This window comes from Paenibacillus sp. OK076, from assembly GCF_900110055.1.
Classification (GTDB): Bacteria; Bacillota; Bacilli; order Paenibacillales; family Paenibacillaceae; genus Paenibacillus.
On the sequence record NZ_FOCH01000001.1, the window covers coordinates 2,581,908 to 2,595,931 of the forward strand.

The following is a 14,024-nucleotide window of genomic DNA, read 5'->3' on the forward strand; positions in this document are numbered from 1 at the left end:
ATCACCTCTTTGATCATTAAATACATTCATAAATGCTCATGCTAAAAGGTTAATCAACCATGACCCTGTGAAAACTAAAGCAATAATGGCCAGGCTCAAGCCAATAACAAACCGGGTGCGGAAGGTGGAGAGCAGCATCAATGTGCTTTTGAAATCAAGCATTGGACCGAGAACAAGAAAGGATAATAGCGGCCCTAACGCAAACGTGTGAGAGAAGGCTGAGGCTACGAACGCATCGGATGTTGAACAGAGAGACAATACATACGCAAAGCCCATCATGAAGGCATAGGAGGCGACAGGACCGTTACCCAGAGAAATGAGATCACTGCGGCTGATAAAGGTTTGAATGCAGGCTGTTATTAGCGCACCAATCACCAAATATTTGCTCATATCGACAAATTCGTCACCCGCATGGATGAAAAAGCTGCGCCAGTTTTTATCATGCGCGTGATCATGATCGGCAGAATGGGAATGAGGCTGTGCCATTTTAAATCCGGGATGTGTCTTGACCTCCGTCACTGTAGCCTTCGGTTTACGCAAAGGATTCTGACGGACGAACATATACACCAGACCACCGATGGCAGCTGCTACAGCAAACGCCAGTCCCATACGGGCGATCGTAATTTCGGGATGGGAAGGAAAAGCGAGCAGGGTCGCGGTAAAGACAATTGGATTTACAACAGGGCCGCTAAGAATAAAGGTCACCGCGATATAGGGCGGCATGCCTTTATGCATCAGCCGTCGCACGACCGGGATCATGCCACATTCGCAGATCGGGAAAATGATTCCCAGCAGACCGGCTACCAGCACACCTCCGACGGGGTTCTTGGGCGTTAGTTTCCGAATCATTTCCTCAGAAACAAACCACTGCATTAGCGAAGATAACAGCACCCCTATGAGCAGAAATGGAGCGGCTTCGAGAAAAATGCTGATAAATACGGTTTTCATATTTTGTAAGGCTTCACTGTTCCACGCCTCTTTCAAATTGGGAGCCATCGTGATCAACACGGGAACAAGAAATGCACAGGGAATCAGGAATGACAGGAGCTTAAGATGGGCTGCCATTTTCATAGGATAAACCTCCAGAACCGGGACTTTGGTAAAATATATGCTTGTACCGTCCGCATCATACTCGTTCCCTATAATTAATCAACATTTTTACGATTTACATATCTGGACCAAAACTTGTTAGGTTGACAAAAGAAACGAGGTTCAGGTATAGTTTGTTTTATTAATCGTAATAATTACTATTAAAGAATGGTTATTTTCAGTCTAACGGTCAAGTGGAAGCTACATAAGCATTCCGATTTTTTAGTTTAAAAAGGATAAATGGAAGGGAGTAATGGAAATGACAGAACAACAGATACAACCCCGAGTTCCAGTGACTGTATTAAGTGGATACCTGGGTGCAGGCAAAACGACATTGCTTAACCATGTGCTCCATAATCGGGAGGGCATGCGAGTGGCTGTCATTGTAAATGACCTGAGCGAAGTTAATATTGACGCTGGCTTGATCCGGGATGGTGGTGGATTGTCACGTATTGATGAGAAGCTGGTGGAGATGTCCAATGGCTGCATCTGCTGCACGCTGCGTGAGGATTTGCTGAAAGAGGTGGAGCGGCTTGCGCTGGATGGTTCGTTTGATTATATATTGATTGAATCGACAGGTATTGGAGAGCCAGTCCCCGTTGCCCAGACATTTACGTATATTGATGAAGAGCTGGGAATTGATTTAACGAAATTTACGCGGCTCGATACGATGGTGACAGTAGTGGATGCTGCCCAGTTCTGGCGCGACTTCTACTCCAAAGAAACGTTGAAGGATCGGGGCCAGGAAGCAGGAGAGGACGATGTACGGGGGATCGTTCATCTACTGACGGATCAGGTTGAGTTCTGTGATGTGCTGATATTGAACAAGTGTGATCTGGTATCGGAAGAGGAGCTGCTCAAACTTGAAAAAGCACTGCACGCGATGCAGCCGGAAGCCCGACTTATTCGCACTACACATGGACAGATTGACCCGCGGGAGATATTGAATACCGGACGGTTTGATTTTGAAAAAGCAAGCCAGTCTGCGGGCTGGATCCGCGAATTAATGAAGGAAGAACACACACCCGAGACAGAGGAGTATGGTATTCACTCCTTTGTGTACCATCGGAAACGTCCGTTTCATCCGGAACGTTTGCTGCGCTGGATTGCGAAATGGCCTGATAGCATTGTACGTTCCAAAGGCTTAATGTGGCTGGCTACACGTAACCATATGGCGGTGTCGTTCAGTCATGCGGGAACATCCAAGCAGTTGGGACCAGCCGGGTTGTGGGTAGGCGCAATGAGTGACGAAGAGCGACAAATGCATTTTGGTGATACACTTCCGCCTATTCCGGATTGGGATGAGCAGTGGGGCGATCGGGTTACGAAGCTGGTGTTCATCGGGATAGATATGGACCGACTGGAGATCGAACGGACGTTAGATGAGACGCTCCTTACCGACGAAGAGATGCTAATGAACTGGCGAGAACTGAAAGATCCATTTCCTGCATGGAGTTGACAAACGTAAAAGCATGGGCTAAACTCATCAAATAGTAATAATTACGATTAAATAAATCAAAGGAGGCCCTATCCATGAGAGTCATTGTAACTTTAGCCTGCACCGAGTGCGGAGATCGCAACTATACAACTACCAAGAACAAACGTAACCATCCGGAACGGATCGAATTGAAGAAGTATTCACCACGATTGAAGAAGATGACCATTCACCGGGAAACAAGATAAAATTTTTTTATCATTTTTACATCGTAATATTTACGAAAAGAGGAAAAACCATGATTCTATCTTCCATGCGTGATGTGGTATTCGGATACGGCAAAGAGCCCGTCATTGACCAACTGTCGCTGGATATTCATGTGGGGGAGTTTGTCGGCATTACAGGACCGAATGGTTCTGCGAAGACAACCATGCTGAAATTGCTGCTGGGGCTGTTACAGCCCTGGAGCGGCACGGTACATATGAATGCACAGTCCGTACGTGGCAGTAAGCTGAACATCGGATATGTACCCCAACAGGTAGCATCGTTCAACAGTGGATTTCCCAGTACGGTGATCGAACTGGTGCGATCCGGATGTTACCGCAAACTCGGCTTGTTCCGCAGATTTACATCCGAGCAGGAAGCCATTGTGGAACGAAGCTTGCGGGAAGTCGGCATGTGGGAATACCGCAACGCCAGGGTTGGCGAACTGTCTGGTGGACAAAAGCAGCGAATCTGCATTGCCAGAGCCTTGGCAGGCCAGCCGCAGGTGCTTGTACTGGATGAGCCGACTACAGGCATGGACCGGCGCAGCCGTGAAGGGTTCTATGATCTGATGCGCCATTATGCAGACGTCCATGGACTAACCATTATTATGGTCACCCACGGATTGGAAGAGATGGGCAATCGATTGGATCGGACGATTACCCTGGAACGGCAAGAAAGTGAGGAGTGGCAGTGTTTGAGTACGAATTCATGCAGCGTGCTTTCTGGGCAGGCGGACTGATCGGAGTCATTGCTCCAATTTTAGGAGTTTATCTGATGCTGCGACGGCAGGTGCTGATGGCGGATACATTATCCCATGTTTCATTGGCAGGAGTTGCTCTAGGTTCTGTGATGAACCTGGACCCAGTGATCTGTGGGTTTGCGATTGCGATTATCGGCGCATTGCTGGTGGAACAACTCCGGCGAAATTACCTGACATATAGCGAAGTACCTGTAGCGATCATTATGACGTCGGGGCTGGCCCTTGCTGTGGTGCTCATGAGTCTGAAAACCAATTTGTCCAAGACTTTCAGCTCTTACCTGTTCGGTTCCATCGTTGCCGTTAGTGATATGCAGTTGTGGATTATGGCAGCTGTGTGCGTCATCGGACTGATTTTTTTCATTGTACTCAGAAGGCCACTGTACAATTTGACGTTTGATGAAGAGACAGCTTCTATTGGAGGCATTCAGGTTAAAGGTTTATCCTTTGCCTTTGCTGTCCTGACAGGAATGACTGTTGCTTCAGCCATGCCGATTGTTGGCGTATTGCTTGTGTCTGCTTTAATTGTACTGCCCGCTGCTCTGGCACTGAGATTGTCACGCAGCTTTGCAGCAGCAATCCTTATTGCTGTCGTCACCGGATTAATCGGTATTTTTAGCGGACTGACAACCTCTTACCATCTCAACACACCACCGGGAGGAACGATTGCTCTCATCCTGTTGGTCTTTCTATTGATTGGAATATCAGCACAAAAGCTGATTGGACGATATAACCGTAAACGTCATCGTAAAGAGAGAAAACAACAACGTGCGACTCTATTCATACATTCAAGGGAGAATACGCCACATGAAATTCAATAAAAAATCAGCTCTTGCCTTATTATTTAGTCTTACACTTATCGTAGCCGGTTGTGGACAAAATCAGTCCGCTTCCGATTCCGGTATCAGCTCGGCCAACACGCCGGTACCAGCAGAGACTGAAGAAGCGAAACTGAACGTTGAAGTCAGCTTTTATCCAATGTACGAATTCACCAAAAATGTAGCGGGCGATCTGGCTAATGTTCATACACTCGTTCCAGCGGGCATGGAGCCGCATGATTGGGAGCCGACACCACAGGATATTGCGAGCATCGAAAAAGCGGATGTGCTTGTCTATAATGGGGCGGGAATGGAATTCTGGATCGATCAAGTTACAGATAGTCTGAGCAATGCCAAACTCATTCAAGTGGAAGCGAGTCATGGCATCGATCTGCTGGAAGGATCGGAAGAAGATGAGCATGATCACGAACATGCCGATACAACGGACACGCATGACCATGCGGATGAAGCCACAACGGAGGAGCATGATCACGATCATGACGCTGAGGCAGAAGAGGGACATACACATGATCATGATCACGGTGGCCTTGATCCACACGTTTGGCTGTCACCTGCACTTGCTGTGAAGGAAGTTCGGAATATCGAGGCAGGACTCGCACAGGCTGCGCCTGAACATGCGGAGCAATTCAAGCAAAATGCCGATGCCTACATTGCCAAACTGGAGGCACTGGATCAGGATTTCAAAGCAGCAGTAGCAGACAGCAAACGTAAAGATTTCATCACACAGCATGCTGCATTCGGCTATCTTGCACAGGAATACGGTCTGCAGCAAGTACCGATTGCCGGTCTGTCTCCTGAACAAGAGCCTTCCGCAGCGCAAATGGCGTCCGTTATTGATTTTGCCAAGGAGCACCAGGTCAAGACGATTTTCTTCGAAACATTGGTTTCATCCAAAGTGTCAGAGACTATCGCCAGTGAAGTAGGCGCCAAAACGGCTGTGTTGAACCCCATTGAAGGGTTAACAGAAGAGGAGATCGCAGCAGGAAAGGATTACATCGGCGTAATGCGGGAGAATTTGGAGGCACTGAAGCTGGCGCTGAATGAATAGCATTTGTGTTTCTTTAACAAGTTGAATTTACGTAAAAAGAAAACCCATTTGATGCCTGTCATCGAAAAAGGTACAATAATACAACATGCTGAGGAATGGCACAGCCATTCCTTTGCCTTTGGCCACGCAGAGAGCACAGGGATGTGCTCTTTTCGTTGTTCAACGTGACGGAGATCATGAGGGGAACGGGAGGAAACGCCTTATGGATATACATGAAGAACAGGAAGTGCTGTTAAGCCAGCAGCCTGCCCATCTATGGAGAAGACGCAAGCTGGAGTTAATGCAGTGGACGGAACGCGAGAAACAGACCGTGGAAGCGAAAAGAACGGAGATTTGGAACGATGTCGAAGTGGATGCCGAGCTGGTCGCTGCCTTGACTTTGCTTCACAGAGCGGGCGTACGTACCGAGTTTTCTTGCGCTGGTGTAAGCCCACTAGATGAACCGATAGATCATTCCCTATATGCCTATGTTACACTTGTACAAAACGAGGCAGCTGATCGCTTTGTGAACTTTGCGCTGTCGAAGATGCGGAGCAGATTGCTTGCTACACTGGAGACAGGAACGGGTCGATATGATCTGTCTTCTTTTTTCATAGGTCATAACCGGAGTTTCTGCTGGTGGATGCAATATTGCGCCGCACATTTCACGAATCGAAACGATAATAGTGCAGACACGTAGTACAGTGATATGTATTTTTTACTCGGAGGCAAGGGAGGTAGGACTCGATTGAATAAATGGCTCAAAACCATACTGTTTCTGGTAGGTTCAGCGCTGCTGACTCGCTTTATCCCGTTTTCTTCATTGTTCCGTAACCTGGATACGATGATTCACGAATTTGGCCATGCACTGGTAACACTGTTGTTATCCGGCAAAGTATTGCGCATTGAATTATACGCTGATCACAGCGGCGTTACATATTCATCCATGCTGACACCAGGCAGATCTATATTGGTTTCCTTAGCGGGGTATGTCACGGCGTCTCTCTTTGCCTGGCTGCTATTCTATCTTTACCGGAAAGGACGGCACATGTGGGGACTTGGCATCATGACGGGTGTAGCTCTTGTGTCGCTTCTCTTCTATGTAAGAGGAGAATTCGGCATGCTCTGGCTTACAGGCTTCAGTGCGCTGAATGTTGTGATTATGATCTTTGGTGCCAAAATTGCGAAATTCTATTATTTATTACTGGCCTTCCTCACATTGGAAGAGTCCGTGGTTAGTGCCATGTATGTGGGGCTCATGTCCTGGACACAGCCGTCCCGGGCAGGGGATGCAGCCAATCTGGCACAACAGATATTCCTCCCAGCGCTGTTCTGGGGAACGTTATTTGCACTGTTTGCACTGTGGTGTGCGAAGGGAGCACTTACGCTCTTTTTTCGAAAAGAAAGCACGGCCCGCACGTCAAAATCTCGTGGATTACGCGGGCGGAATGTTTAGAAAACAGAAAAGGCACTTCCTTTTTTTTAAAGGAGAGTGCCTTTTTGCGTGTCTCGGGTCAATCTCCAAGATTTTCCCATAACACATAAAAGTAATAAATTTCTTCCATGATCGCCTTATCATCCTCCGCGGCAATACCGCCCTTCATCCGGGCAAGGGTACCCAGAATATCGTAAATCGTCTCACGCTCCACACTGAATTGTATGCGATTGACGATCTTGTCCCAGGCTTTCATCGCATAATCGATTTGGGATTTGGCTTCAGTCCATTTTTTGCCCTCAACCTGTTTCTGCAATGTTTGTACAGATTCAAGCAATCGATCATCAGCACCAAAGGGCTTTTTGAGAAGGGCTCCGCTTGCCATAATCGCAACGAACACAAGAATGAGGCAGATCGGAAGCACATACAGCAACCAGAAACGCGTTTTCATTCAATCGCCTCCTTCATGTAAATTTAGAAAGGCCCCTCATAATCGCCCATATCGATTTTTTCGGTGATCTTATCCTTAAATAGATCAATATACAATTTATCGTTAGGCAAAATAGCAGCAAAAGCAATATCCTGTATCGTCACTTTTTGCTTCTTGAGCTGCTCGCTGAGCCAATTCGTATCTTTATTTCGTTCCTCCAGATTTTGCTTAATCAGCACGCCATCAATGATAATCTCGGTCATCAGCTTGCTCTTGGCAGGATGCATATGCATGTCCTTCGCGGTTACCGGTTGATTCTCGGGTTTCAACACAACAGAGAGACTGCCGTCCGGTTCAAGAATGGCATAATCCAGCGTAGTGATGTCAAATACATCCTTTTGCCGCAGCATCATGGTCAATTCGTCGAATTTCACCCGCATTTTATGCAGGTTCTGTTCAAGGATTTTACCGTTCTGGATGACCAGTGTAGGGTCGGAGTCCATCAATTTGGAGATGGTACGATTTTTCAGCGTAATATACTGAAAGATAATCGTGATAGTGGTAAAAATGGTCAAGGCCACAAAATGAATCCACGCCTTGGAAGATAGATCGGTCGCAAATGTACCTGCAATGGAACCAATCGTAATACCGTTAATGTAATCAAAATACGTCAAGTTGCCCATTTGTTGTTTGCCCAGCACCCGAGTATAGATGATCAGGGTCAGAAAGGCGATAATCGCTCGCACAGCAACAACCCATGTTTCTTCCATCATGTATGTATCACCTTCCTTCGTTTCGTCTTACAAATTGAAAATGTGAATGCTTGGAGAGCCAAGCTTCATTTCCACACAGCATAATTGTGGGCTATATCAAGCTTTTCCTAGGCTGGATAATCTTATTCTTGAACGCAAAAAAACCGAAACCTGGTTAAGAGCTCCAGGCTTCGGAAGATCATTTGAACGTGTATTTAATTCGGTCAGTCCAAGTAAAAGTAAATAATATTGCGGTTATACGCCCGAGTAAGCCATAAACCCGCCATCCACAGGAATGACAGTACCTGTAACAAAACCGGACTGTCGTTCATCTGCCAGCCACATCAGCGTGCCCAGCAGATCTTCCGGTTTGCCGAAGCGGCGCATTGGCGTGTGCGCAATGATTTTGCTTGAACGTTCGGTCGGCGAGCCATCCGGCTTAAGCAGCAGATTACGATTTTGTTCAGTCAGGAAGAACCCTGGTGCAATGGCGTTTACCCGAATTCCCGATTCAGCCAGATGTACAGCAAGCCATTGCGTGAAATTGTTAATCGCCGCTTTGGCTGCACTGTACGCAGGAACTTTGGTCATGGGCGAAGGGGCACTCATGGATGAAATATTAATAACGGTAGCTGGAACATCACGTTCAATCATTTGTCTTGCGAAGATTTGGGTAGGGATGAGGGACCCGACAAAATTCAGATCCATCACCTGACGGAATCCCTCGACACTTACATCAAAAAAAGTAGTGATATCCGGCTGCTCCAAATCTTCCTGTCTGAAAATTTCATTCGTGGTATTGGCGCTGGCATGGTTGCCACCCGCTCCATTAATAAGGATGTCGCAAGGTCCTAGCTTCTCCTGAACAACAGCTGCTGCCGCTATTACACTATCGGCCTGGGTCACATCACAAGCTACAGCGATCGCTTTTCCACCCGCAGCCTCGATTGCCGCAACGACTTCTTCACCTTTGGATACGGTACGGTTCAGAATGGCTACACTTGCACCATGGCGCGCGAGCTCTTCAGCCATGGAACGACATAGAACACCTGCCCCGCCAGTAATTACAGCTGTTCTGCCTTCCAGACGAGTTGATCTTTCTTTGGCAAAGTCACTCATGCTTTTGACCTCCTTTGCAGGGAGTCCCAGACGCCCCACAGATACATAATTCCCAGAGCACGATCATACAGTCCATATCCGGGTCTGCATTGTTCTCCCCAGAGATGACGTCCATGGTCCGGTCGTGCATAACCTTCAAATCCAATATCGTGATAGGCTTCCACAACACCGGCAATATCGACATTTCCATCCTGACTACGGTGGGATGTCTCGATAAAGTCTCCGTTATCGTAGATTTTGACATTACGGATATGGGCAAAAGGAATACGGTCCTTGAACTCGTGGATCATACCGATAATATCATTGTTCGGATTGGCTCCAAGAGAACCGCTGCACAGCGTTACACTATTGTAAGGGCTATCATACAAGTTCAGATATCTGCGAACATTGTCTTGACTCGTAATAATCTTCGGCAGACCAAAGATCGGCCAAGGCGGATCATCCGGATGAATGGCCATTCGAATACCTAATCGTTCAGCAGTAGGAATGATCTCCTGCAGGAAATAACGGGCGTGCTCCCACATATCTTCCTCTGTTACATCCTTATAGGCTTCGAACAGACCTGTTAAATACTGCAATCGCTCCGGTTCCCAGCCAGGCATCGTCAATGCAGAATTTTCGGTAATGCGTCGAACCAATTCCAGCGGTTCAATGTCGGCAATTTTACTACTCTCATAGAAGAGGGCGGTAGAGCCATCTTCCATCTCCTTATGCAAATCCGTACGCAGCCAATCAAAGATCGGCATGAAGTTGTAACAAATCACTTTAACCCCTACCTGGGCGAGTTTTTCCATCGTTTTTTTGTAATTCTCAATATATTGATCACGTGTAGGCAGACCGAGCTTGATGTCTTCATGAATGTTAACACTCTCAACTACATCCAGATGTAACCCGGCCTGATCTGCAGCAGCTTTGACTGCCAGAATTTTGTCCATGGGCCATTCCTCACCTGCTGGTACATCATGCAGCGCCCATACAATGCCTTCGACACCGGGAATCTGCCGGATATGGTCAAGTGTTACGGTATCATTGCCTTCTCCAAACCAGCGAAAAACCATTCTCATCACATTCACCTCATCAAGATTAGTTTAAAGAACAGGTAGATCCATCATCATTGAAAATAGGAAGGGTATGTATCCCGCAGGACAGCCAGATCCGTAACGGTCTGATGCAGATGTTCCTGCATCATGTGCTCCGCCGTTTGGGCATCGTGCTGTTGTATCGCCTGAACCATGGAACGATGCTGTTCGAGCAAGTGATCCCAATGATGATCCGAAGACAGACGGAGCATTCGACTCCGGTTCAGATGCACGTTCATATGCTGGATCACGGACCAGGTGTTTTTTTTGTTACAGCCTGCAAAGAGAGTACTATGGAATTCCTCATCCAATCTGAACATTCGCTCATCGTCCGGTTCGAGTATGCATTCCTGCTGCTGTGCAAGGTTCTGCTCCAATATCTTCATGTGTTCATCTGGAAATTGCACACACGCAAGCCGTATGACAGCACGCTCAAGGTGCTCACGCATGAAACGTGCTTCCTCCACGAGATCAACCTGAATCAGAGATACATAGGTACCTCGCTGCGGATAGACTTCCAGCAGACCTTCCTGAGCGAGACGGACAAAGCTTTCTCGAACAGGGGTCCGACTTACATTGAACTCAAGCGAGATTTCTTTCTCCGAGATGGCGGTACCGGGAGGCAGCTTCAAACTCAGAATCAACTGCTTCAACGTCGTATAGACCGCCTCACGTGAAGAGAATGCCTGTTTGTTCCGAGAAGACGGGTTTATTAAGGATGATAATAATTCGGCTTTGGACGAAGACCTAGGGGGAAATTCCATAATCTCAACTCCTTCAAGGATATACTACCATACTTGTATGGTAGTGTGGAAGCGCTTTACATAAGTTAATCTACATTTTATTGAATACGGCTTGCTGTTAGCAGGGTGGTGGAGTAAACTATAGTCATTAGGTTCAAATGTTTAAACCAACAGACATGACAATTGTGATATCTGTAGAACATATAGAGGTGAAACCATGGGACAAAAAGCGATTTCTATTTTTCAAACCTGCATCCCCTTATTCCAGGTACTTAGCGACAATCATCGTCAGGCGATTTTGCTTGCTCTTAGCGAGAAGGGCAGCATGACAGTGAATGAAATTACAGAGCAGTTCAACCTGTCACGGCCTGCTATATCTCATCATCTCAAGTTATTGCTTGAAAAAGGGCTCATCTCTGTAGAACAGAAGGGCACACAGCGATATTATTCCGCTTCATTAAGGTCCTCGGTGGAACTATTGAAGGAATTGGTTGGGGCATTGGAAGAAGAGTGTTTATAAGCAAGAGTTGTTAAACATGCCTAGGCATGTGGTCTATATGTTCGTATGTTTAAACCAATCATCATTAACTCGAAGAGGAGTTGTCGTATATGAATGTTATGCAGGAATTAAGCGAACATGCAGTCGAAGAAATTTTACAGCAGCAACGGCAGTTTTTTCGCTCAGGGGCTACTCGTTCGGCAGAGTATCGCATTACACAACTAACCCGGTTGAAACAGGCGATTCAGAAGTATGAGTCCAGTCTCACCGAGGCGCTCTATCAGGATTTGGGCAAAAGTGAGTTCGAATCGTATACTACAGAGATTGGATTCATGCTGGATAGTATCACGCACACCATTCGGCAAGTGAAGAAATGGGTCAAGCCGGTCAAAGTCAAAACCCAATTCGCGCTGATCGGGTCCAAAAGTTATATCATTCCTGAACCCTATGGTGCGGTATTGATTATTGGACCTTTTAACTATCCATTCCAGCTGTTAATTGAACCCCTGGTTGGCGCGTTGGCAGCAGGCAATACGGCAGTCCTCAAAGCGTCAGAGAACACACCAGCCGTCTCGGCTGTTATACGCGAGATGATTAGCTCGGTATTCGAACCAGCATACGTTCGAGTGGTCGAAGGAGCCAAAGATACAACCACGGCGCTTATTCATGCGCCTTTTGACTATATCTTTTTTACAGGAAGTGTACCGGTTGGCAAAATCGTCATGGAGGCCGCTGCCAAAAATCTCGTTCCGGTGACGCTGGAGCTTGGTGGTAAAAGTCCGGTCATCGTGGATAAGCATGCAGATCTTAAAGTGGCTGCACAGCGTATTATATGGGGAAAGCTGCTCAATACGGGCCAGACCTGCATCGCTCCGGATTATTTGCTTGTGCATGAACAGGTGAAAGAATCGTTGATCACCGAAATGAAAGCAGCAGTGGAGTCGTTCTTTGGCACAGATATCCAGCACAATCGAGACTATGGGCGAATCGTCAACAAGGCCCATTTCAAGCGTCTCACGACGCTTATTGAGCGCGATCAGGATCATGTCATCTTTGGTGGTCAATCCGATGAGAAAGACCGCTTTATTGAACCGACGTTTATTGATGCTGAGTCGTGGGAAGCAGCAACAATGGAAGACGAAATTTTTGGTCCGATCCTGCCGATTATCAGTTATTCCCATATAGATGAGGCGATTGCAGGTATTGTGAAACGGCCGAAACCGCTGGCGCTCTATCTCTTTACATCGGATACACAATTACAAGATAAAGTGATGCGAGAGGTTTCTTTTGGGGGAGGATGCATTAACGATACGATTACCCATGTAGCCAACCCACGTCTGCCGTTTGGAGGGGTAGGACATTCCGGCCTTGGCTCGTATCACGGGCGGTATAGCCTGGAGACCTTCTCTCATATGAAAAGTGTGCTCAAAAAGAGCACCAGATTGAACTTATCTATTTTATATCCGCCATACGATAACAAGCTGAAGACGATTAAACGTCTATTAAAATAAAATAACTGACGTTTAATCGTAAGCAAGTTAAATATCATACTGGAATGATGTTCAAAGGATGAAGTTCATTCGGGAGCAGGCTGTTCCAGTCTATAGCGTGTGGGTGATGTCCCTGACCAGCGCTTGAATTGACGACTGAAATGGGCAATATCCTTGTAACCTAACATGGCAGCGATGTTCTGAACCGACAACTTAGGGTTGCCCAGCAGAACTTTGGCTTCATGCAGAACCATTTCAGATAAATATACACGCGGAGACTGACCATATACCTGCCGAAATACACGGTTACAATGTGAGGAACTGATGCCCAGCTCTGCTGCAATATCATCAATGCCATAATGGCTGGTAGACTCACGTCCCTGCTTAAATTGCTGACTCACCAGTCCTTGCAGCCGATTACGAATTTGATGGGCCAGTTCGATCTTCTCATATCCATCCGTGAACAATTGTGCGGCTTCCTGAGAGACAGCCTCCCATAAATGGCCGAACAACTCAAATACCGCCGATTGCAGCTGCATGCGCTGTACCATCGTACTCGCCGCCCGGTTATCCGCTGAAGACATTAATTTACGAAGTACAGGCTCGATCTGGCGCGTAACCGGACTATCTGCATCGAACAAAACCTGCTTGATTCGTGCAAGCAACGAGAGAAATAACTGATCATCGATATCAAAATGCATGCAAAAATACGTAAACCCCTTGCCGTTATGGCTCAGGCTGGAATGAATGCTCCCTGGAGGAATCAGGAGTAATTCGCCAGCCTTTTGAATATACAGCTTGCCGTCCACGGTCATGTATTGCTCGCCTTCCGTTACATAATTCAGCTCATATTGTGGATGTTCGTGGGCTGGATAATCCCAATCCGACCCCACACTTCGTAAATGTATAGCGAACAAATTCACCGTTGTTTGTACATCCGGGTAAAACACCTCATGTACACTCTCTCCCAAAGCGGGAGGCAAATAGGTGGAAGACATGGAAGACCCCCTTGATAAAAAGTATAGAAACAGATGTAACCGCTTTATTTATATTATAGTCTACT

Annotated in this window: 16 protein-coding genes; 9 read left to right on the forward strand and 7 right to left on the reverse strand. The window is 46.9% G+C overall.

Annotated features, from left to right (window positions below):
* Positions 1 to 36: 36 nt before the first annotated feature.
* A complete protein-coding gene (locus BMY78_RS11500) occupies positions 37 to 1,071 on the reverse strand; it encodes a permease (RefSeq protein WP_090898285.1) in 1,035 nt (344 codons plus the stop codon).
* 277 nt (positions 1,072 to 1,348) lie between these two features.
* Here BMY78_RS11500 and BMY78_RS11505 point away from each other — a divergent pair, with 277 nt between their 5' ends.
* The 7 genes from BMY78_RS11505 to BMY78_RS11535 all read left to right on the forward strand — a co-directional run bounded on the left by BMY78_RS11505 (position 1,349) and on the right by BMY78_RS11535 (position 6,870).
* On the forward strand, positions 1,349 to 2,548 hold the full coding sequence (locus BMY78_RS11505) for a GTP-binding protein (protein ID WP_256222061.1): 1,200 nt from the start codon (positions 1,349 to 1,351) through the stop codon (positions 2,546 to 2,548).
* A gap of 74 nt (positions 2,549 to 2,622) precedes the next feature.
* Positions 2,623 to 2,772: a 50S ribosomal protein L33 gene (rpmG, locus tag BMY78_RS11510; RefSeq protein WP_024631975.1), complete on the forward strand. Its 150-nt coding sequence runs from the start codon at positions 2,623 to 2,625 to the stop codon at positions 2,770 to 2,772.
* A gap of 50 nt (positions 2,773 to 2,822) precedes the next feature.
* A complete protein-coding gene (locus BMY78_RS11515) occupies positions 2,823 to 3,530 on the forward strand; it encodes a metal ABC transporter ATP-binding protein (protein WP_090898292.1) in 708 nt (235 codons plus the stop codon).
* The gene (locus tag BMY78_RS11520) at positions 3,476 to 4,369 is read left to right on the forward strand and encodes a metal ABC transporter permease (protein WP_090898295.1); all 894 of its coding nucleotides are present in this window, start codon (positions 3,476 to 3,478) and stop codon (positions 4,367 to 4,369) included. The genes BMY78_RS11515 and BMY78_RS11520 overlap by 55 nt, the downstream gene beginning before the upstream one ends.
* Positions 4,356 to 5,435, forward strand: a complete 1,080-nt coding sequence (locus BMY78_RS11525; RefSeq protein WP_090898298.1) for a metal ABC transporter substrate-binding protein — start codon at positions 4,356 to 4,358, stop codon at positions 5,433 to 5,435. Before BMY78_RS11520 ends, BMY78_RS11525 begins: the two co-directional genes overlap by 14 nt.
* A gap of 202 nt (positions 5,436 to 5,637) precedes the next feature.
* Positions 5,638 to 6,114 (forward strand): hypothetical protein, encoded by a 477-nt coding sequence (locus BMY78_RS11530; RefSeq protein ID WP_090898301.1) that lies wholly within the window; start codon positions 5,638 to 5,640, stop codon positions 6,112 to 6,114.
* A 48-nt stretch (positions 6,115 to 6,162) separates the two neighbouring features.
* Entirely contained in the window at positions 6,163 to 6,870 is a 708-nt protein-coding gene (locus BMY78_RS11535) for a M50 family metallopeptidase (RefSeq protein ID WP_090898304.1), read from the forward strand.
* Positions 6,871 to 6,928: 58 nt separating this feature from the next.
* Here the strand turns inward: BMY78_RS11535 and BMY78_RS11540 are convergent, their stop codons facing one another.
* The 5 genes from BMY78_RS11540 to BMY78_RS11560 form a co-directional block, all read right to left on the reverse strand.
* The gene (locus BMY78_RS11540; protein ID WP_090898306.1) at positions 6,929 to 7,300 is read right to left on the reverse strand and encodes a DUF4363 family protein; all 372 of its coding nucleotides are present in this window, start codon (positions 7,298 to 7,300) and stop codon (positions 6,929 to 6,931) included.
* Between the two features lie 23 nt (positions 7,301 to 7,323).
* Positions 7,324 to 8,052: a DUF421 domain-containing protein gene (locus tag BMY78_RS11545; RefSeq protein WP_090898309.1), complete on the reverse strand. Its 729-nt coding sequence runs from the start codon at positions 8,050 to 8,052 to the stop codon at positions 7,324 to 7,326.
* Between the two features lie 234 nt (positions 8,053 to 8,286).
* Entirely contained in the window at positions 8,287 to 9,150 is an 864-nt protein-coding gene (locus tag BMY78_RS11550; RefSeq protein WP_090898312.1) for an SDR family oxidoreductase, read from the reverse strand.
* A complete protein-coding gene (gene uxuA / locus BMY78_RS11555) occupies positions 9,147 to 10,214 on the reverse strand; it encodes a mannonate dehydratase (RefSeq protein ID WP_090898315.1) in 1,068 nt (355 codons plus the stop codon). The genes BMY78_RS11550 and uxuA overlap by 4 nt, the downstream gene beginning before the upstream one ends.
* A 47-nt stretch (positions 10,215 to 10,261) precedes the next feature.
* Positions 10,262 to 10,993 carry a GntR family transcriptional regulator gene (locus BMY78_RS11560; protein ID WP_090898318.1) on the reverse strand — a complete coding sequence of 244 codons (732 nt, stop codon included), beginning with the start codon at positions 10,991 to 10,993 and terminating at the stop codon, positions 10,262 to 10,264.
* A gap of 196 nt (positions 10,994 to 11,189) precedes the next feature.
* Here BMY78_RS11560 and BMY78_RS11565 point away from each other — a divergent pair, with 196 nt between their 5' ends.
* On the forward strand, positions 11,190 to 11,492 hold the full coding sequence (locus BMY78_RS11565; RefSeq protein WP_076288684.1) for an ArsR/SmtB family transcription factor: 303 nt from the start codon (positions 11,190 to 11,192) through the stop codon (positions 11,490 to 11,492).
* A 98-nt stretch (positions 11,493 to 11,590) separates the two neighbouring features.
* A complete protein-coding gene (locus tag BMY78_RS11570; protein WP_090902338.1) occupies positions 11,591 to 12,982 on the forward strand; it encodes an aldehyde dehydrogenase in 1,392 nt (463 codons plus the stop codon).
* A gap of 65 nt (positions 12,983 to 13,047) precedes the next feature.
* Here the strand turns inward: BMY78_RS11570 and BMY78_RS11575 are convergent, their stop codons facing one another.
* Positions 13,048 to 13,959 carry a helix-turn-helix domain-containing protein gene (locus BMY78_RS11575; protein ID WP_090898322.1) on the reverse strand — a complete coding sequence of 304 codons (912 nt, stop codon included), beginning with the start codon at positions 13,957 to 13,959 and terminating at the stop codon, positions 13,048 to 13,050.
* Between the last annotated feature and the right edge of the window lie 65 nt (positions 13,960 to 14,024).

Excerpts from the sequence above, each read along its gene's own strand:
- uxuA (WP_090898315.1), bottom strand. The coding sequence starts at position 10,214 with ATGAGAATGGTTTTTCGCTGGTTTGGAGAAGGCAATGATACCGTAACA.
- BMY78_RS11505 (WP_256222061.1), top strand. The coding sequence starts at position 1,349 with ATGACAGAACAACAGATACAACCCCGAGTTCCAGTGACTGTATTAAGT.
- BMY78_RS11565 (WP_076288684.1), top strand. The coding sequence starts at position 11,190 with ATGGGACAAAAAGCGATTTCTATTTTTCAAACCTGCATCCCCTTATTC.
- BMY78_RS11575 (WP_090898322.1), bottom strand. The coding sequence starts at position 13,959 with ATGTCTTCCACCTATTTGCCTCCCGCTTTGGGAGAGAGTGTACATGAG.
- BMY78_RS11530 (WP_090898301.1), top strand. The coding sequence starts at position 5,638 with ATGGATATACATGAAGAACAGGAAGTGCTGTTAAGCCAGCAGCCTGCC.
- BMY78_RS11540 (WP_090898306.1), bottom strand. The coding sequence starts at position 7,300 with ATGAAAACGCGTTTCTGGTTGCTGTATGTGCTTCCGATCTGCCTCATT.
- BMY78_RS11545 (WP_090898309.1), bottom strand. The coding sequence starts at position 8,052 with ATGATGGAAGAAACATGGGTTGTTGCTGTGCGAGCGATTATCGCCTTT.
- BMY78_RS11500 (WP_090898285.1), bottom strand. The coding sequence starts at position 1,071 with ATGAAAATGGCAGCCCATCTTAAGCTCCTGTCATTCCTGATTCCCTGT.
- BMY78_RS11550 (WP_090898312.1), bottom strand. The coding sequence starts at position 9,150 with ATGAGTGACTTTGCCAAAGAAAGATCAACTCGTCTGGAAGGCAGAACA.
- BMY78_RS11560 (WP_090898318.1), bottom strand. The coding sequence starts at position 10,993 with ATGGAATTTCCCCCTAGGTCTTCGTCCAAAGCCGAATTATTATCATCC.
- BMY78_RS11525 (WP_090898298.1), top strand. The coding sequence starts at position 4,356 with ATGAAATTCAATAAAAAATCAGCTCTTGCCTTATTATTTAGTCTTACA.
- BMY78_RS11515 (WP_090898292.1), top strand. The coding sequence starts at position 2,823 with ATGATTCTATCTTCCATGCGTGATGTGGTATTCGGATACGGCAAAGAG.
- BMY78_RS11570 (WP_090902338.1), top strand. The coding sequence starts at position 11,591 with ATGCAGGAATTAAGCGAACATGCAGTCGAAGAAATTTTACAGCAGCAA.
- rpmG (WP_024631975.1), top strand. The coding sequence starts at position 2,623 with ATGAGAGTCATTGTAACTTTAGCCTGCACCGAGTGCGGAGATCGCAAC.